The sequence below is a fragment of the Mesorhizobium sp. M0045 genome, assembly GCF_040323385.1.
Taxonomy (GTDB): Bacteria; Pseudomonadota; Alphaproteobacteria; order Rhizobiales; family Rhizobiaceae; genus Mesorhizobium.
In genome coordinates this window covers 189,307-207,429 of sequence record NZ_JAMYUY010000010.1, presented here as the reverse complement: position 1 = coordinate 207,429, position 18,123 = coordinate 189,307, and the positions used below count along the sequence as shown (strand labels likewise).

The 18,123-nt window shown below is 60.9% G+C and carries 13 protein-coding genes and 2 pseudogenes; 13 read left to right on the top strand and 2 right to left on the bottom strand.

Going from position 1 to position 18,123, the window contains the following annotated elements:
• Positions 1–358 precede the first annotated feature (358 nt).
• Entirely contained in the window at positions 359–724 is a 366-nt protein-coding gene (locus NKJ72_RS18055) for a hypothetical protein (protein WP_352478728.1), read from the top strand.
• Between the two features lie 280 nt (positions 725–1,004).
• The gene (locus NKJ72_RS18050) at positions 1,005–2,660 is read left to right on the top strand and encodes an MFS transporter (protein ID WP_352478726.1); all 1,656 of its coding nucleotides are present in this window, start codon (positions 1,005–1,007) and stop codon (positions 2,658–2,660) included.
• A 207-nt stretch (positions 2,661–2,867) separates the two neighbouring features.
• Here NKJ72_RS18050 and NKJ72_RS18045 read toward each other — a convergent pair whose 3' ends face one another.
• Entirely contained in the window at positions 2,868–3,194 is a 327-nt protein-coding gene (locus NKJ72_RS18045; RefSeq protein WP_352478724.1) for a hypothetical protein, read from the bottom strand.
• Positions 3,195–4,188: 994 nt separating this feature from the next.
• On the opposite strand from NKJ72_RS18045, the gene NKJ72_RS18040 reads away from it, so the two are divergent.
• Positions 4,189–4,380, top strand: a complete 192-nt coding sequence (locus tag NKJ72_RS18040; RefSeq protein ID WP_023727257.1) for a hypothetical protein — start codon at positions 4,189–4,191, stop codon at positions 4,378–4,380.
• Positions 4,381–4,555: 175 nt separating this feature from the next.
• Here NKJ72_RS18040 and hemN read toward each other — a convergent pair whose 3' ends face one another.
• On the bottom strand, positions 4,556–5,917 hold the full coding sequence (hemN, locus tag NKJ72_RS18035; RefSeq protein ID WP_352478722.1) for an oxygen-independent coproporphyrinogen III oxidase: 1,362 nt from the start codon (positions 5,915–5,917) through the stop codon (positions 4,556–4,558).
• A 1,046-nt stretch (positions 5,918–6,963) separates the two neighbouring features.
• Between hemN and NKJ72_RS18030 the strand changes: the two genes are divergently transcribed.
• The 10 genes and pseudogenes from NKJ72_RS18030 to NKJ72_RS17985 all read left to right on the top strand — a co-directional run bounded on the left by NKJ72_RS18030 (position 6,964) and on the right by NKJ72_RS17985 (position 18,114).
• Positions 6,964–8,124: a porin gene (locus tag NKJ72_RS18030; protein ID WP_352478720.1), complete on the top strand. Its 1,161-nt coding sequence runs from the start codon at positions 6,964–6,966 to the stop codon at positions 8,122–8,124.
• A gap of 14 nt (positions 8,125–8,138) precedes the next feature.
• A pseudogene (locus tag NKJ72_RS18025) lies at positions 8,139–8,348 on the top strand (bifunctional hydroxymethylpyrimidine kinase/phosphomethylpyrimidine kinase); the annotation flags it as partial.
• A gap of 402 nt (positions 8,349–8,750) precedes the next feature.
• Positions 8,751–10,283 (top strand): Fic family protein, encoded by a 1,533-nt coding sequence (locus NKJ72_RS18020; protein ID WP_352478718.1) that lies wholly within the window; start codon positions 8,751–8,753, stop codon positions 10,281–10,283.
• 15 nt (positions 10,284–10,298) lie between these two features.
• Positions 10,299–10,421 carry a hypothetical protein gene (locus NKJ72_RS18015; protein WP_023679689.1) on the top strand — a complete coding sequence of 41 codons (123 nt, stop codon included), beginning with the start codon at positions 10,299–10,301 and terminating at the stop codon, positions 10,419–10,421.
• Positions 10,422–10,458: 37 nt separating this feature from the next.
• On the top strand, positions 10,459–11,196 hold the full coding sequence (locus tag NKJ72_RS18010; protein WP_352478716.1) for a hypothetical protein: 738 nt from the start codon (positions 10,459–10,461) through the stop codon (positions 11,194–11,196).
• A gap of 512 nt (positions 11,197–11,708) precedes the next feature.
• A pseudogene (locus tag NKJ72_RS18005) lies at positions 11,709–12,617 on the top strand (class 1 fructose-bisphosphatase); the annotation flags it as partial.
• Between the two features lie 5 nt (positions 12,618–12,622).
• On the top strand, positions 12,623–13,495 hold the full coding sequence (locus NKJ72_RS18000) for a phosphoribulokinase (protein ID WP_254819812.1): 873 nt from the start codon (positions 12,623–12,625) through the stop codon (positions 13,493–13,495).
• 10 nt (positions 13,496–13,505) lie between these two features.
• A complete protein-coding gene (gene tkt, locus NKJ72_RS17995) occupies positions 13,506–15,509 on the top strand; it encodes a transketolase (RefSeq protein ID WP_352478714.1) in 2,004 nt (667 codons plus the stop codon).
• 10 nt (positions 15,510–15,519) lie between these two features.
• Positions 15,520–16,599 carry a class II fructose-bisphosphate aldolase gene (gene fba, locus NKJ72_RS17990; RefSeq protein ID WP_352478712.1) on the top strand — a complete coding sequence of 360 codons (1,080 nt, stop codon included), beginning with the start codon at positions 15,520–15,522 and terminating at the stop codon, positions 16,597–16,599.
• A 21-nt stretch (positions 16,600–16,620) separates the two neighbouring features.
• Positions 16,621–18,114 carry a ribulose-bisphosphate carboxylase large subunit gene (locus NKJ72_RS17985; RefSeq protein WP_502901857.1) on the top strand — a complete coding sequence of 498 codons (1,494 nt, stop codon included), beginning with the start codon at positions 16,621–16,623 and terminating at the stop codon, positions 18,112–18,114.
• The last annotated feature ends 9 nt before the right edge of the window (positions 18,115–18,123 follow it).

Below are 18,123 nucleotides of genomic sequence, written 5' to 3'. Positions count from 1 at the left end.
GAACCAGAATGGCGCGGGTATTGAGCATCACCGATTGGATCGAACCTCTTATTTTAGCTTCGCGATAATCTTGTCTGGATGCTTGCAAGCGTCCATCATGCCGCCGTACATACGCTTAAGGATCTCGCCCATCACCGTACGAGCAGCAAACATTTCCAAACTCGATCCTGCAACTTGAGGCTTTGCGTTACTGCATAGCTGCATTGCAAAATGTGTTTGCGCATTGCACAACTTTTAGCCCTTAAGCTTACAGCTGATGCACGCGATGGTTCCCTCCCATTCCATCGTATCAGCTGTTCCTCTCTGAAGGTTTTGACTTTACACCTAAAGGGCCTCGGTGTTCCGATGGCCCTTTTTTTTGGCGGTCGCCACGTCGTTAATGGAACGCGGCTCGATCGCCTGTTCAGCCATCAGGCTTTGGAACCCGTTCTGCCCGGCCGACCCCTCCCGACAACGGTCTGACCTTCGCCAGCCTTCTACGGGCAAGCGTTGGCGCCAAAAGTTCAGAGCCGCGTCCGTAACATTCAACGATGAAAGCCAATGTCATCAGGTCGAGCAGAAACTCGTCGATCGCATGTGTGAGCGCATCAGACTTTTGTCCGAACTGAAGGAGCAGGGCGCGCGCGTCTTCGATCGCGGCCTGGCAATCGTCTGCATCTATCAGTCAAAGATCTGCAAGCGTCCTCACTTTTTGGAAGCCACACTCAGCATCGAACGCCGCTGATAAGTGAGTTTCCAACAAAAGAACAGGGTAACGTTTCGCGAAAAATCGCTCGGCAGCGCGTCGAACGAGCTTGATGCCTCAAATGACATGTGAATTCCGGCACACCAACATGTCGTCGAAGGCGAGTGAGCCGGCCCATTTCTGCGTCTCGGCCGCCAGACCACTGGAGGAACTGTGGCCACATCGTCGGAGACAAATGGGTCTATCTATTCTTCCAGCCGCCACGGTTCAGCCTAGATTACATGGGAAGCGACAATAACGGAAAGCAAAGGATCGCAAAATGAGTAGGGTGGCTGGATCAAACGAAGATTTGGCTGCACCAACGACCTTTGGGCCACTTCTGCAGCCCACCTTTCGCTCGATCTGGCTCGCCACGCAGGTTTCAAGCCTCGGCTGGTTGATGCAGACTGTCGCCATCAGCTGGCTGATGGCAACGATCTCGACTTCCGATCTGATGGTTGCGTTGGTTCAGGCTTCATCGAACCTGCCCGCCTTCGTCTTGTCTGTCTTCGCCGGGGCTCTCGCTGACAATTTCAGCCGGCGCCGGGTCATGTTCGCCGGTCGGTGCCTTATGGTGACTGCCTCCGCGATGCTGACCGCATCGGTGGCGCTTGGCTTTGTCAGTCCGTGGATGATCCTCGGCTTCAGCTTCTTGATCGCAAGCGGCGGTGCTCTCAATGATCCGGCCTGGCAAGCGTCGGTTGGCGATATTGTGGATCGACGAGATGTTCCCGCTGCCGTCACCCTGCTTTCTGTTGGATACAATACCGTCCGCACTGTGGGCCCGGCGCTCGGCGGCATTGTAGTTGCCTCGTTTGGCCTTATGGCGGCATTCGCGGTGACCACGCTCACCTATTTCGTACCCTTGGCCACTATTTGGCGCTGCAAGTGGAAGGTTCGTTCTTCCCCTCTTCCACGCGAGTCGATGAGGACGGCGATCTATGACGGGCTGCGCTTCACGGCGATGTCATCGGAAATCAAGGCCGCGATCGCGCGCGGAACCCTCTTTGGCTTGGCGAGCATCGCCATACTCGCGCTGCTGCCGGTGGTTGTCCGCGATCAGCTGGGAGGAGGCCCGCTCGCCTATGGCGCGCTCATGGCCGGCTTCGGGACCGGAGCCGTCTTCGCTGGCCTCTCCAACAGCCTGTTCAGACGGAGCTTGTCGCAGGAGCGGCTGATGAGGCTCTCCTGCGTCGCCTGCGCGGCGTGCTCACTTTCCCTGGCACTGACAACTTCGATCGGGGTGGCGGCAATTGCACTCGCTTTGGGTGGCGCGGGCTGGGTCACCGCCTGGTCAGGGGTCGGTGTGAGCGTGCAGCTGGCAAGCCCGCGCTGGGTCGTGGGGCGCACCATCTCGATCTACTATGCTTTGATAGATGGTGGCATCGCGCTCGGCAGCTGGGTGTGGGGCACGGTGGCCGAAAACCATTCGCTGGCCCTGGCGCTGGAGGGTTCCGCTGCCTCCCTGATGTTCGTCGCTGCAGCCGGCGTTCTGTTTCCTCTTCGCGAGCGCCGCGACTCAGAGCCCGATCCTCTGGAGGAATTCGATGCCCCGGCTGTCGCTCTCAATCTGAAGCCGAGAAGCGGCCCGATCGTGGTCAAGGTCGAATATCTGATAGCCGAGAGAAATCTCGAGGCTTTCCTCGACCTCATGCGGCAGCGGCGTCATGTACACAGCCGGGTCGGTGCTCGGAATTGGACGCTCCAGCGGAACTTGCAGAAGCCTATGCATTGGACGGAAACGTTCCGCACGCCGACCTGGACGGACTACCTTCGCCTCAATCATCGTCTGACGGAAGTGGACAAGGAACTGGACGAGCGTGTCTTCCAGTTGCACGCGGGAGAGGAAGCGCCTCAGATGACACTTTCCATCGAGCGACCGACAAGCTCGGCCCGCAAGCCCGAGCACTCAGCTTTTCGCCATCCCCGTCATTGAAGCCCGGCCGGCACAGAAAACGCGATTCTTGTCTATCGCGCTCAAACCGGTGCGGGAGACGGACAATCCACCAAAATTCGATGATGGGTGGCAGAGAAGAACCCCAGGCTGAGAGTGCGACCGATCGGTCCCCACGGTGAAGCGGAGCCTGGGGCTACAGCGGCACGCGACTATTGCCGCGTGTCACCTTTTGAATTTAAAGTCTTCCTAGTCCGCCTCGCTGATCCGGGCCAATGCTATCTTGAGGTTGGCATTTTGTCCCGCCAGCTCGCTGAGACGATCACGTTCGGCGGCGACCACATCCGGACTGGCGTTGGCAACGATGCACCCGCGCGGAGCGTGCTGTTGCTGGAAGCAGGAAGGCATGATCGGCCAAAGCCGGGAGAGGTGCTGCCGGCAGTAGCGAATGGGCTGCTGCGTCAGCTTGGTGTCTGGACGCCGTTCGCCGAGGCCGGCTTCGTTGAAAATCGTGCGCTTGTTTCGGTGTGGGCCAATGAAGTTCCCAGCGAGCGGCACGGCATGTTTTCCGCTCAAGGTGCCGGCTGGCAGCTCGACCGGACGCGATTCGACCGGCTGATGTGCAGGCGGCCAAGGCGGCAGGTGTGGACACGCGGTTTGGCTCGGCCGTGGGTTCGGCAGTGCGCGACGATCAAGGCTGGCTGCTCAAGCTGGCCGATGAAGCTATCGTTGCCCGCGCCGTGGTTTGGACGACCGGTCGCAGTTGGAGGCTGGCGCGATGTTTCGGCGCCAAGCTCACCATGCACGGACATCTTGCCGCCTACACACGCTTTTTCGACCGCGCACCGGGCGATTGCAGCATGGTTGTCGAGGCGCGTCCCGAAGGCTGGTGGTACAGCGCCGACTTGCGCGTGCCTCACCGATCCGGATCTGGGCAGCGAACTGCGCAAAGCCGGACATTGGTACCGCGCTTTAGCCGCAACGCAGTCCATCGCGCCGCTCGTGCCGCCCAACGCAATCGAGACCGCCAGCATGATCAAGGCGGCGGGAACCGCAACGATCGATCCCGCCGCCGGTGACCGCTGGGTCGCGGTGCCTGTTCTGTGCCGATCCACTGTCATCACGCGGGATCGTGCATGCACTCCGCTCAGGGATCCTGGCGGCCTACGCGGCATCGGACATGCTGGACGGGCGTGGCGATTCGCCTGCGCCCGCTATGCAAAATCGCCACACGCGGCTTTGCCGATTAGCTCCCGGCGCTGGCTGCCCACTATGCAGCCGCCGCGCGATGGGACACGCCTTTCTCGCAGCGGCGGCGCAGCCATGTCTTCCACGCGTCTAGCATCGAAGGAGGGAGGTCAGAGGTGGTCTCGGGACGGGGTGCTCGGCACTTATGAACCGACCGAGCGCCAGCGAGTGGTCGTCGGCGGGCTCGATGGCGGCATCAGGTCAGGGAACTCGGCCTCCATGATCATCTCCGATTTAATTCAAATTTGTCTGTATATATTGACGATTGCACTACCTTCACCTCGTAGACGGCAATGCGGGCGGGTAGAGAGGGTTCTATGATATGACAAGCGATTTTTCCGCCGCCCGAGTGCATTTAGATCGAGCGTATGACTACCTTTGTGGGGATGACCCGATGAGTCAAAGGGGCCGCGAAGCCTTGGACCTGCTAATTGAGGCGGTTGCCGTCGAAGAGTTCAAGCAGCCACGCCAAAGCGCTGAGGTGCTAAGGTTTCCGATCGGGCGCCGCTGCTGAGGTAATCTCCACGGCCGCCATGTAGCCTCGCGGGTGAGGCGCTCACGGCAGGGACTCGCCGCCCCGGAGGGCCGGGAACGAACGCATTGGCAAACGGAAAGCCCACTTGCCAGACCAGCGCCCGGCCGGCGTGGCAAGTAGGCCGGCGGTTCCAAGCGGAGACATTGATGCCGGACTATGTCGTGCTTTGCATCGCATTAAGCTGCTGCGGGATATACGTAACGCCATCCCTAAAAACATCGAATGCGGCAGCGACAGCGCGAATCCCAAAGCGATGCTCCCGCCGTACGCGGACAAAGCCGTTTTCGAAGTCCACTATCCCGTCCTTGGCCAGCATGGCCAAGCGCTCAGCCGAATCGCGAAGACGGATCGGATCAGATCCGTGGGCGACACAGATTGCCGGCACGTCAGCCTCGAAATCGCACATTAATCGCTCGATAATTGCGGCTCGCACGCGGTCGTCGTCTGTGAGGCGATGGCCCTTCGATGTAGCCAGTCGGCCAGCTGCGATGTGCTGGATGTAGGAATCCCGTGTAACTTCGTTTTGAACGTATCCCTGGCCGATGCGGCCGATAGCCGACGCGCCGAAACCGATCAGGGTTCTGCAGGTGTCAGCCGAGTAGCCCAACGAGTTACGTCGCAGGCGACCTGTTTCCTGTGCCAGCGCGAGCTCGTCGTCCGGCAAGGCGAAATGGTCGAGCCCGATCTGTCGGTAGCCGGCGGCAATCAGCGTCACGGCGACAGCCGCATACTGTTCAGCGCGGGCAGCGCTGTCGGGAAGAAATTCCGCCTCGATGAGGCGCTGATTCTTTACTTGGGATGGGATGTGCGAGTAGCCGAACAAGGCAAGCCGGTCGGGGCGCATGGCGACCGCCGCCCTCACTGTTTCGACGCACGACTCCACCGTTTGACGCGGCAGGCCGTAGATGAGGTCGAAGTTGATGCGGCTTACTCTATGCCGGCGCAGCACTTCCACGGCAGCCGACGTCTGGGCCTCGCTCTGGATTCGGTTGATCGCTTTTTGAACAATGGGATCGAAGCTCTGTACGCCCAGGCTCGCGCGGTTCACGCCGGCCGCTCCCAAGCCTTCCGCCATCTCGGGCGTGAGCGTGCGTGGATCGATCTCGATGGCGACCGTAGCTGTTTTCGAGATGGCGAAGCGGCATCGCAGGAACTCCATCAGAGCGAGGAACTCGGCTGGTCCAATGAGAGACGGCGTTCCGCCGCCGAAATGTATGTCGCTCACGGGCAACGTCTTCGGCACTCGCTCCGAAACCAGACGGATCTCGTCACGCAGCGCCGCCAGATAGTTGAGGATGGGCGCATCACGGCGGGTGATGGTGGTTGGGAAGCCGCAATACCAGCAGGCTGATCGGCAGAACGGAACGTGCAGATAGAGTGACACCGGATCATCAGCCGGCAGGTTCCTGAGCCATTCCTCATAAGCCTCGGCGCCGACCGCCCCAGAGAACTCCGACACAGCCGGATAGATAGTGTACCAAGGCAGGCCGGCCTCGCGATATTTTGTGGTCTGCAACAGTTACCGTCCCATGCTGATAACCACCAACCTTACCGCTGCGCTCGCCTGTGTCTTTGCGCTATGTCAGTCCGTTCCGCTTTGGTCTCGAAACTTGTATTTCTCAGCAATAGCGGCCGTTCAGTCTTGGCTGGACGGTCAGCGACTGGCCATGGCTGTTCCCGCCGCGACCCTCACGCGCACCGTTTGGTTCCACCATCCCTTCCCTTCAGCCTGCGCCTGGTCGAGTAGATTCTGCTGAGCGCGGCTGCCGCATCCAACGAGATAACACGGCGTTGGGACCACACTTTGCTCGCCAGCTAGCGCAGCCCCCATAGTGATCTCTGGCATCTCGATGAGCTCGTTGTGTGAATTGCTGGCAAGAAGCATTAGCTGTGGCGCGCCGTCTATCAGGACGAGAGGCTGCTCGACGCGACCGTCAGGTCGGCCGCAATGCCAAGGCCGGCGCGTCTACTGACTCCGTGGTGGAGGCAAGGCTGCGCGTTCAGCGCGTGATTACCGATCATCGCGCTCGCCAAAATGACGGCGTCGTACCGAGGGGTGCCGCCGCATGATGTCTCAACGTCGGGGCTCACAGCAAACAAAGCTGTCGCCATTGAACGAAACTGTCGCGAAGCGAACAGACGAACCGTAGCCGAAACGTTTGCCGTTCGTGCTTGGGTTGATCCGCAGGCAAAAAGGAAGGAAGAGCGAACCAAGGTCCGCCGGCACACTTGAGCTTCAAGCCGCAGCTGCGTCGTCAGGATGGCACGTCATTTGCAGTAGAAGCCTTTGTGACGGCCCGCCAACAACTAGCGGAGATGACGGGGATGATTTGTACAGAAATGTTGGATGGCGTCGTTTCGGCGATTATTATATTTGTAATAACAATCGCATATTTGTAACAATAACACCCAATCATATTCTCAATTTCTGATGAATATCTGGCGTGACGAGCGCGTCAAAACTGCTCAAATTCAACTCAATGCGCATCGTTATCGACTGTTTCCTTAGCAAGAGTTCATCACTGACGTCCATTCCTTTTACTCTTTGAACGGAGATCAACAATGAACATTAGGAGCCTCCTCCTCGGCTCAACTGCGGCACTGATTGCCGTTTCCGACGCTCGCGCCGTGACCGCCGTTGCCGAGCCTGACCCGACTGAGTACGTTAAAGTCTGCGACGTCTACGGCTCGGGCTACGTCTACATTTCAGGCACTGAGACCTGCGTGCGCATCGGCGGCTATGTCCGTTACGACGTCGGCTTGGGCCATGTCGGATTGGTTGATCACGCCAGAACCTCGGATGTGAGGACTGGTGAGCATCAGGGCACATGGCAAAACAACACGCGCTTCACATTGAAAACTTGGACCGGCCAGGAGACCGAACTCGGCACGTTGAAGACCTACACCGAAACCCGCATGAACTTCGGCAACCGCCACACTTCGGTTTCGGACAGTTCTCGGCCCTATGCCTTCAACGGAGACAGCACTTTGACTTTCGCCTGGATTCAGCTTGGTGGCCTCCGAGTTGGTAAGGACTGGTCGGCCTTCGACATGTTTATTGGCGGCGCGGGTGACGTACTCAACCAGACGCCGGTTCCGTACGGCCCTTTCGATACCAATGTGGTTCAGTACTACTTCGACGTCGGGAACGGCTTTTCGGCCGTGGTTTCGCTCGAAGAAGGCTCGGGCGTGGTCGGCACAATCGACAGCTACGCACCGCACGTAGTCGGCGGCTTGAAATACACACATGGCTGGGGCGCGATCACCGGCGTTGCCGCTTATGATAGCAACTACGAATCGGTGGCCGCTAAGGTCCGTGTCGACATCAATGTCACCGACGAACTGTTGCTGTTCGGAATGTTCGGCTACGGTTCCAATGGCAAGCTCAACGACGACTCCATCAACGCGATCGACGCTCATGGTCGCGGCTTCTATAAGAGTTGGGGCGGGAACTGGGCTTTCTGGGCTGGCGCCACTTACAAGCTCAACGAGACAACTTCGTTCAACCTTCAGCTCTCCGGTGATCAGCTCAAGAACCATGGTGTCGCTGCAAACGTCGCCTATGCGTTTCTTCCAGATTTCACAGTTACGGCGGAACTCGACTATGGCCGATACGGTAACTTCGCCGTCGGCAAGGTGGACGGCGCTTCCAACATGAATTGGACCAACGCGAACAAGAAGAGCAGTGTCGGCGGAATCCTGCGTTTCGAACGCTCATTCTAACGGATGAAAGGGCGCTGAGGCAGGCATCGCATGTACTTGTCGTCGGCGGATCGGACTCCAGTGGGGGTGCCGGAATCGCGCGCGACATCGAGACGCTCTCCTCCATGGGCGTGCGCAGCTGCCTTGCCGTCACTGCGGTGACGGTGCAAACACACGACAGCGTCACGGACATCCTTCATCTGCAACCCGGTCTGGTGGCCGATCAGATGCGTGCAGCGATCTCGCGGGCGTCGCGGCGTAGTGAGCGCGGGCGCGGCCGTGATGATCGTGGCGGGAGGGAGAGGTAAGGAGCGTCTTTCCTTTGAGAATTCGCGTTTACGGGTACCCACGATGCACAACGGGCGAGTTTTTCAAAGAGGCGCGTCCTCCTTCGAAGCGCTTCGGAGGGCCAGGCTCTAGGCTCGCCCCGAGCCCCTGCGTAGCCTGCGGGGGAGCTGGGTCTCGGCCCATCCGGGTAACGATCCTTCGCGCGGCTATGGAAACGATCGCATTTGCCGATTATCGCATAAAAAACTTGTTATCGCACGACTAAAAAAACTTGCAACTCCACAGCATCATTGACTTGTCGCCTATCAGCACTATATACTTGTAATCGCACAGCTCTAAAAACTTGCAAAGGCACGGCCATGGCCAAGCCCCATGAAAAACTCGCTGTATCACTGGCCGTCCTCAAAGAGCTGCAGGAGGGTGGGCGGCGCATATTCAAATCAGATAAGCTGACCCGCGTCCACCGGGAGCGGCTGCTGCAGAACGGGTTCCTGCGCGATGTTATCAAAGGCTGGCTCATGTCGACCGGCCCGCAGGCACGGCAGCAAGACACCACCCCTTGGAACGCGAGCTTCTGGGAGTTCTGCTCCCTTTACTGCAATGACCGGTTCGGCAAGGACTGGTTCCTCTCACCGGAGCAGTCGCTGCTTCTGCACGCGGAAGCGCCCACTATTCCGCCTCAGGTGGTGGTGAACACCCCCAAAGGCACGAATAACAAAATCGACCTGCTGTTCGGCACTTCGCTCTATGACCTCAAGGTCAAGGAGATGCCGGCCGAACTGACAGAGAAAAACGGCCAGCGCGTGTTCACTGTCGAGGCCGCCCTTACCCGGGTGCCGGAAGCGTTCTTCCAGCGCGCCCCTATCGAGATGCAGATCGCCATGGCGTCGGTGCGCGACGTATCAACCGTTCTGGCCCTGCTGCTTGATGGCGGCCATTCCGCCGTGGCGGGACGGCTTGCGGGGGCCTTCCGTCGCGTAGGACGCGACTCCTTTGCCGATGAAATCGTGGCCGCCTTCAAAGCCGCCGGCTATGACGTGCGCGAATCCGATCCGTTCGCGGGACAAATTGGAGTGACAACTATTGCGGCGGGCGTACCGCCGTTGGTCGCCCGCCTGCGCGCGATCTGGCAATCGCAGCGCGAAGCCATCATCGAGATATTCCCGAAGGCACCCGGACTGCCGTCCGACAAAGACGCCTATATGAAGTTCGTCGAGGATATCTACGAAAGCGACGCCTACCATTCGCTGTCGATAGAAGGGTACAGCGTCACCCCGGAACTCATCGACCGGGTGCGCGAGGGGAGCTGGAATCCGGAGATTGATGAAGAGGACCGCAAGAACCGAGATGCGCTTGCCGCGCGTGGCTACTACCTCGCATTCCAGAAGGTCAAAGACTCTGTTGCCGCGATCATCAACGGCAAGCCAGCCGGCGCGTTGACGCGGGACACTCACCGGGAGTGGTACCGGGAGCTGTTCGCGCCGTCAGTGACCGCCGGCATCCTCAAAGCCAGCGCGCTTGCGGGATATCGCAATCACCCTGTGTACCTGCGCGGCTCGCAGCACGTGCCGCCGCGTACCGAAGCGGTGGCCGATGGTATGAATGAGCTGTTCGACCTGCTGGAGGCGGAGAAGGAGGCCTCCGTGCGTGCCGTGCTGGGGCATTGGCTTGTGGGCTATGTGCACCCCTATCCGGACGGCAACGGACGAATGGCGCGGTTCCTCATGAACGCGATGCTGGCTTCAGGCGGTTACCCCTGGACAGTCGTCAGAGTCGATGACCGGAAGGCCTACCTCGCAGGGCTGGAGGAGGCGAGCGGCAATATGAATGTGAAAACGTTCGCCGCCTTTCTCGGCGAACGGGTGAAGTGGTCTATGGAGAAGGCGGCGTGAGGTCGGTGGTGTGCCATGTTTAACTTGCTTGTCTCGGGCCACGGCGAGTGGTGGGAAACGCCGCCGTTCACGTCAACCATTGACCGGTTCAAGGAATCTAGCGGCGCCGAGGCCGAGGCTATCGACCTCGCGCCCTGAAACATTGCGCCGGCTGGAGGAAATCCCGGCGCTTTTGATGTACGAAGTCGGGGCGGGAGGCCCGCACGCGCGCGTGGTCCGGCACAGCCGCATACGCAATATCGTTCGGCGCGGACACGAACTGGCCTTCACCTTCGAGCCCGATCCGAAACATGCCTTTCTCGACCGGTCAGCGGTGTTGAGAATTGCGGACCGGCTGGGCATTCAACAGTTCGAACAGCACCGTACGCACTGGGCGATCAAGGATGGTGACATTCCGGCCGAGCTGATTGCCACCAGCACCGCTGAACGGGCGCAGCGCACCATTGCCGTGGTTGCGGCAGAATATGTAGAAGCGCGCCGCGAGGGACGAAGGAGAGAAGCTGCCGAACTGACCGAAGAACTGGAGGATTTTCCTCCCTCGCTGGAGAAAGCACTGTCGCTCGTGCCGGCGCGTATCCTTCAGCAGCCGACACCCGAATTATACCCGATCCTTGGGATAGAGCCCCGCACGCCCGAAGGCCGCAACGCCGTCGTGGCCCTCGTCGCAAGGGATCACAATGGGCAGGACTTGCCTGCCGACTGGTCTTATTCGCTGGCGAGGTTCCTGGACCTTTACGGCAGCGCGACGGAAGCGGGGCGCCTTGACGGCGCGCTGGCCGAATGGGCAACGCATGTGATCGCGCTCGGCACTGGCGAGGGAGAAGCCGCCGCCCTGGTTGAAGATATCGGCTACGCACTCTGGCTCTGTTCGCGAAGCCCGAAACTTATCGGCGATCTGGCCGGGAATCGCTGAGATAGCGCAGGAGGTTTTGTCGCTTACCAAAATCAACTGGAACTCGACCCAGATCAACCAGAAGCTTCCCATTCCCATTCTAGCAGCCAGAAGAGTGGGTGAGCTCTTTAAATATCTATCCGAGGAATCGATAAGCTCAGACTATCTCGCAAGTATACATAGTTTTTTTGTTATAGAGTCTGCTCGGCTGCAGGCAAAGAGCCCCGATAAACTTCAGCACGAAAGCAGAATTGAATGAAGGTGGGCTACACGGAGTTCTCATTTGGGTATGCCTTCACCGAAAACCTTATCCGGTCATCGTCAGCCGCACCTGTAGGCGCGCCGGTCTTTCCAAACCTCATACAGGAGGGGCATTCTGGCTTTGACATCCGCATCAATTTCCCAGGGGTTCCGCTGTTTTTCCAGTACAAGCTTCCGGAGCTGATGAAGCGAGGAACTGCCTTTGAGATTGCGAGCGGACATTGTCCCGGTTTGTCGATACCATTTTTTCGGATTGCGATGATGCGCAGGTGCTCGGCACGGCCTTTGCCGGAACCCGCGGCGCCAATGCTGACGGCGACATCCAGAAGGATCTCGATGTCTTTGCCGATGACATCTTCCTCGACGCCATGCGCCACGCTCCGGTCGCGCTCTACGCTTCCGAGGAACTGGAGCAGCCGGTGCTGCTCGACAGGCAAGCGGCTCTTGCCATCGCCATCGACCCGCTCGACGGCTCATCCAACATCGACACCAACGTGTCGATCGGAACGATCTTCTCGCTCCTCCCTGCAATTGATGAGCCGGATGGGAATCCGGCCGCCTCGTTTTTGCAGGCAGGCGTGAAGCAGCTGGGCGCCGGTTTCTTCATCTACGGGCCGCAGCTGGCGCTGGTTCTGTCGCTCGGCAGCGGCACCCATGTCTTCGTTCTCTCGACCCGGCTCGGCACCTTCGTCCAGGCCTACGAGAGCCGGATCATCCCACAGCGAACCCAGGAGTTTGCCATCAATGCCGCCAACTACCGGCATTGGGACGAGGCGGTGCGGCTCTACATCGACGACTGCCTTGAAGGCACCGAAGGCCCACGCGAGAAGGACTTCAACATGCGCTGGATCGCCTCCCTGGTCGCGGACTGCTACCGCATATTGATGCGCGGCGGCGTATTCCTGTATCCGGGCGACAAGCGCAAGACTTACCGCCAGGGGCGACTGCGCCTCGTCTATGAGGCAAACCCGATCGCCTATCTCGTCGAACAGGCGGGCGGTGCCGCCACCGATACGATCACCCGCATCCTCGAAATCGAACCAGAGAACCTGCACCAGCGCGTGCCCATGGTTTTCGGATCGGCGCGCGAAGTCGCGCGCATCACCCGCTACCACACCGAGCCGAGCGCCATCGGCGAGCGCGCGCCGCTGTTCAGCCGCCGCGGCCTTTTCAGGGCCTGAACACCATGTCGGCAAAGCACCCCATCATTACCATCACCGGGTCGTCGGGCGCAGGCACCACCTCTGTCAAGCGCATCTTCGAACTGATCTTCCGGCGCGAGAACATCGGGGCCGCCTTCATCGAAGGCGATGCTTTCCATCGCTACGACCGTGCCACGATGAAGGCGAAGGTGGCCGAGGAGGAAAAGGCGGGCAATCCAAACTTCACCCACTTCCATGCCGAGGCCAATGAATTGGCAATCCTCGAAGAGGTATTCGAGGAATATGGCCGCCGGGGAACCGGAAAGACCCGCACCTACATCCATGACGAGGATGAGGAGAAGCAGTACGGCACGCCGCCGGGACATTTCACCGAATGGCGCGAATTCCCGCCGAGCGACCTGCTCTTCTACGAGGGCCTGCATGGCTGCGTCGTCACCGACAAGATCAACCTGGCCAGACACGCTGACCTTAGGATCGGCGTGGTGCCGGTCATAAATCTGGAATGGATCCAGAAGATCCACCGCGACCGCGCAACGCGCGGCTATTCCACAGAGGCGGTGATGGACGTGATCCTGCGCCGCATGCCGGACTATGTCCGCTACATCGTCCCACAGTTTTCGCAGACCGCCATCAACTTCCAGCGCGTGCCGATCGTCGACACGTCCAATCCATTCATCGCGCGCTGGATTCCGACACCCGACGAATCGATGCTGGTCATCCGCTTCGCCAATCCCCGCGGCATCGATTTCCCCTACCTGCTTTCGATGATCCACGACTCGTTCATGTCGCGGCCGAATTCCATAGTGGTGCCCGGCAACAAGCTCGACCTTGCCATGCAGCTGATCCTGACGCCGCTCATCCTGCAATTGATCGAACGCAAGAACCGTGTGTCGTGAGGAGGACGCCATGAACAGCCAGACAGCAGCACTGAAGCCCGTCGCCGCCGTCTCGGAGCGCGACATGGCCAACGCCATTCGCGCACTGGCGATGGACAGCGTCCAAAAGGCCAATTCCGGTCATCCGGGCATGCCGATGGGCATGGCCGATGTCGCGACGGTGCTGTTCAGCCGCTTCATCAATATCGATCCGTCGGCGCCCAACTGGCCCGATCGCGATCGCTTCGTGCTTTCGGCCGGGCACGGCTCGATGCTGCAATATGCGCTGCATTACCTGCTCGGCTACGAAGACATGCCGATCGAGGAGTTGCAGCGGTTTCGCCAGTTGGGCAGCCGCACCGCCGGGCATCCGGAATATGGCCATGCGCTCGGCATCGAGACGACGACCGGTCCGCTTGGACAAGGCATCTCGACCGCGGTCGGCATGGCGCTGGCGGAGCGCATGCTTGCTGCCCGGCACGGCGCCGATCTCGTCGACCATTTCACCTACGTGATCGCCGGCGACGGCTGCCTGCAGGAAGGCATCAGCCACGAGGCGATCGATCTTGCGGGTCACCTGAAGCTCTCCCGGCTGATCGTCCTCTGGGACGACAATGCGATCTCGATCGACGGACCGACTTCGCTGTCGACATCGATGGACCAGCCGTCACGGTTCAAAGCCGCTGGATGGCATGTCCAGTCGGTGAACGGCCACGACACCGACTCTGTTGCGGCGGCAATCGAAGCGGCGCAGCAATCGGACCAGCCGTCTCTGATCGCCTGCCGTACGGTGATCGGCAAGGGGGCGCCCAACCTGGGCGGTTCGGAAAAGACGCATGGCGCGCCGCTTGGCGATGCGGAGATCGCCGCGACGCGCGAGAACATCGGCTGGGCCTACGCGCCGTTCGAGGTGCCGGACGACATCCTTTTCGCCTGGCGCGAGATCGCCAGCCGCGGTCAAGCGGTGCGGCGGGCCTGGGAGCAGCGGCTTGCCGCCTCGCCGCAGCGTGAGGCCTTCGAGAGCGCGGTCGCCGGCGCCCTGCCTGACGCGGTCTTCGAAGCGCTCGGTGTTTTCCGCAAGGAGCATGTCGAAAAGGCGACCAAGGTTGCGACGCGAAAAGCCTCGGAAATGGCGCTCGCTGCAATCAACGCCGCAACCGTACTGACGGTCGGCGGCTCCGCCGATCTGACGCATTCGAACCTGACGATCACCAAGGGCATGGATCGCATCGCGCCGGGCGACTACGCCGGCCGTTACATCCACTATGGAATCCGCGAGCACGGCATGGCCGCAGCCATGAACGGCATCGCGCTGCATGGCGGCTTCTTGCCTTATGGCGGCACTTTCCTGTGCTTTGCCGACTATGCGCGCGGCGCGATGCGGCTCTCGGCGCTGATGGGCCAGCGCGTCATCTATGTGATGACCCATGATTCCATTGGTCTCGGCGAGGACGGCCCGACCCACCAGCCGGTCGAGCACCTGGCAATGCTGCGGGCGACGCCAAACCTCAACGTCTTCCGTCCGGCCGACATCATCGAAACGGCGGAATGCTGGGAACTGGCACTGAGAAGCGAGGACCGGCCAAGCGTGCTGGTGCTCTCGCGCCAGAACCTGCCGATGCTGCGCCAGGGGCACGGCGACGAGAACCGGTCGAGCCGTGGCGCCTACATCCTGCGCGAGCCAGCCCGGCACCGCGCCGTGACGCTGATCGCCACCGGCTCGGAGGTCGAGATCGCTATTGCCGCCGCCGAACGGCTGGAGACCGAGCACGGCGTCGCCGTTGCGGTCGTCTCGATGCCGTGCTGGGAGCTGTTTGAGGAACAGGATGCGGACTACCGCAAGGCCGTCCTCGGCCTGGCGCCGCGCATCGCCATCGAAGCCGCAGCACGGCTCGGCTGGGACCGCTGGATCGGCGACACCGGCGCTTTCGTCGGTATGGCTGGTTTCGGCGCCAGCGCCCCTGCCCCGGATCTCTACCGGCATTTCGACATCACGCCCGAAGCCGTCGCGGAAGCGGCGCTGCTCATCATCTAGGAGGACGACCATGGCCCGCATCACCCTTCGCCAGCTTCTCGATCATGCCGCCGAGCACGGCTACGGGGTGCCGGCATTCAACATCAACAACATGGAACAGGGCCTCGCCATCATGGAGGCGGCCAGGGCCTGCGACGCGCCGGTCATCATCCAGGCCTCGCGCGGCGCCCGCTCCTACGCCACTGACGTCATGCTGGCCAAGATGATGGAGGCTTTGACCGAAATCCATCCGGCCATTCCGCTCTGCATCCATCAGGATCACGGCAACAACGAAGCCACCTGCCTGTCGGCGATCCGCCACGGCTTCACCTCGGTGATGATGGACGGGTCATTAATGGCGGACGCCAAGACGCCGGCGAGCTACGACTACAACGTCGCCATTACCGAACGTGTCGCACGCATGGCGCATTGGGTCGGCGCTTCGGTCGAGGGCGAGCTTGGCGTGCTCGGCTCGCTAGAAACCGGCCAGGGCGAGGCCGAGGACGGCCACGGCGCTGAAGGTGCGCTTTCCCATGACCAGCTTTTGACCGATCCCGATCAGGCGGTCGACTTCGTGACCGCCACCGGGGTCGACGCGCTGGCGATCGCCTGCGGTACCTCGCACGGTGCCTATAAATTCAGCCGCAAGCCTGACGGCGGCATCCTGGCCATGCAGGTGATCGAGGCGATCCACGAAAAGCTGCCCAACACGCATCTGGTCATGCACGGGTCTTCCTCCGTGCCGCAGGAACTGCAGGACATCATCAACGACTATGGCGGCGAGATGCCCCAGACCTTTGGCGTCCCGGTCGAGGAAATCGAGCGCGGCATCCGCTACGGCGTGCGCAAGGTCAACATCGACACCGATTGCCGAATGGCCATGGCCGGGCAGTTCCGCCGCGTCGCGACGCAGGACCCGCGCGAATTCGATCCGCGTAAATTCCTGAAACCCGCCATGGACGCGCTGCGCGACCTTTGCCGCGATCGCTTCGAACGCTTCGGCACCGCAGGCCACGCGTCGAAGATCAGGGTGATCGCCATGGATGAGATGGCGAAACGTTACGCCGCAGGAAAGCTCGACCCCCGTATCGCAACCGCGAAAGCCGCCTGAGCGGCAAACAGGAGACCTGCCATGAACAAGATCGACATGCCCTCAGCAGGCACGCTCAAGGAAGGCAAGGAACGCTACAGGTCGGGCGTCATCCCCTACAAGAAGATGGGCTACTGGGAGCCGGACTACCGACCCAAGGAGACCGACCTGATCGCCATGTTTCGGATCACGCCGCAGCCCGGCGTCGACCATGAGGAGGCGGCCGCCGCCATCGCCGGTGAATCCTCTACCGCGACATGGACTGTGGTGTGGACCGACAGGCTGACCGCCTGCGAGCTCTACCGCGCCAAGGCGTTCAAATCCGAGCCGGTGCCGAACACAGGTCCAGGCACCAGGATCGAGCAACAGTACTTCGCCTATATCGCCTACGACCTCGACCTGTTCGAGCCCGGCTCCATCGCCAACCTGACTGCATCGATCATCGGCAACGTGTTCGGCTTCAAGGCCGTCAAGGCCCTGCGGCTCGAGGACATGCGCATTCCGGTGGCTTACCTCAAGACCTTCCAGGGCCCGGCTACCGGCATCGTGGTGGAACGCGAGCGGCTCGACAAGTTCGGCCGGCCGCTGCTCGGCGCGACGACGAAGCCGAAGCTTGGCCTGTCAGGCCGCAACTACGGCCGCGTCGTCTACGAGGCGCTGAAGGGTGGCCTCGACTTCGTCAAGGACGACGAGAACATCAACTCACAGCCCTTCATGCATTGGCGCGACCGTTTCCTCTACTGCATGGAGGCTGTGAACAAGGCGTCGGCCGCCACCGGCGAAGTCAAGGGCCATTATCTCAACGTCACCGCCGGCACGATGGAGGACATGTACGAGCGCGCCGAATTCGCAAAACAGCTTGGCTCCTGCATCGTCATGATCGACCTCGTCATTGGCTACACGGCGATCCAGTCGATGGCCAAGTGGGCACGCCGCAACGACATGATCCTGCACCTGCACCGGGCCGGCAACTCGACCTATTCGCGCCAGAAGAACCACGGCATGAATTTTCGCGTCATCTGCAAATGGATGCGCATGGCCGGCGTCGATCACATCCATGCCGGCACGGTGGTCGGCAAGCTGGAAGGCGACCCGCTGATGATCAAGGGGTTTTATGACACGCTGCGCGAGGAGCGCACGCCGCAGAACCTCGAAACCGGGCTGTTCTTCGATCAGGACTGGGCCTCGCTCAACAAGGTGATGCCGGTCGCCTCGGGCGGCATCCATGCCGGCCAGATGCACCAGTTGATCCATTATCTCGGCGAGGACGTCATTCTACAGTTCGGCGGCGGCACGATCGGCCATCCGGAGGGCATCCAGGCCGGCGCGACGGCCAATCGCGTCGCGCTGGAGGCGATGATCCTCGCCCGCAACGAGGGCCGCGATTATCTGCGCGAAGGGACCAAGATCCTCGATCAGGCGGCCAGATGGTGCACGCCGCTCAAGGCGGCCCTGGAGACGTGGAAGGACGTCACCTTCAACTACGAATCGACCGACACGGCCGACTTTGTGCCAACCGCAACGCCGAGCTTCTAGACGAAAGGA

Coding starts and splice junctions, on each gene's coding strand:
- fba (WP_352478712.1), top strand. CDS start 15,520: ATGGCCCGCATCACCCTTCGCCAGCTTCTCGATCATGCCGCCGAGCAC.
- NKJ72_RS18010 (WP_352478716.1), top strand. CDS start 10,459: ATGTACGAAGTCGGGGCGGGAGGCCCGCACGCGCGCGTGGTCCGGCAC.
- NKJ72_RS18040 (WP_023727257.1), top strand. CDS start 4,189: ATGACAAGCGATTTTTCCGCCGCCCGAGTGCATTTAGATCGAGCGTAT.
- NKJ72_RS18050 (WP_352478726.1), top strand. CDS start 1,005: ATGAGTAGGGTGGCTGGATCAAACGAAGATTTGGCTGCACCAACGACC.
- NKJ72_RS17985 (WP_502901857.1), top strand. CDS start 16,621: ATGAACAAGATCGACATGCCCTCAGCAGGCACGCTCAAGGAAGGCAAG.
- NKJ72_RS18015 (WP_023679689.1), top strand. CDS start 10,299: ATGTTTAACTTGCTTGTCTCGGGCCACGGCGAGTGGTGGGAAACGCCG.
- NKJ72_RS18030 (WP_352478720.1), top strand. CDS start 6,964: ATGAACATTAGGAGCCTCCTCCTCGGCTCAACTGCGGCACTGATTGCC.
- NKJ72_RS18000 (WP_254819812.1), top strand. CDS start 12,623: ATGTCGGCAAAGCACCCCATCATTACCATCACCGGGTCGTCGGGCGCA.
- NKJ72_RS18020 (WP_352478718.1), top strand. CDS start 8,751: ATGGCCAAGCCCCATGAAAAACTCGCTGTATCACTGGCCGTCCTCAAA.
- tkt (WP_352478714.1), top strand. CDS start 13,506: ATGAACAGCCAGACAGCAGCACTGAAGCCCGTCGCCGCCGTCTCGGAG.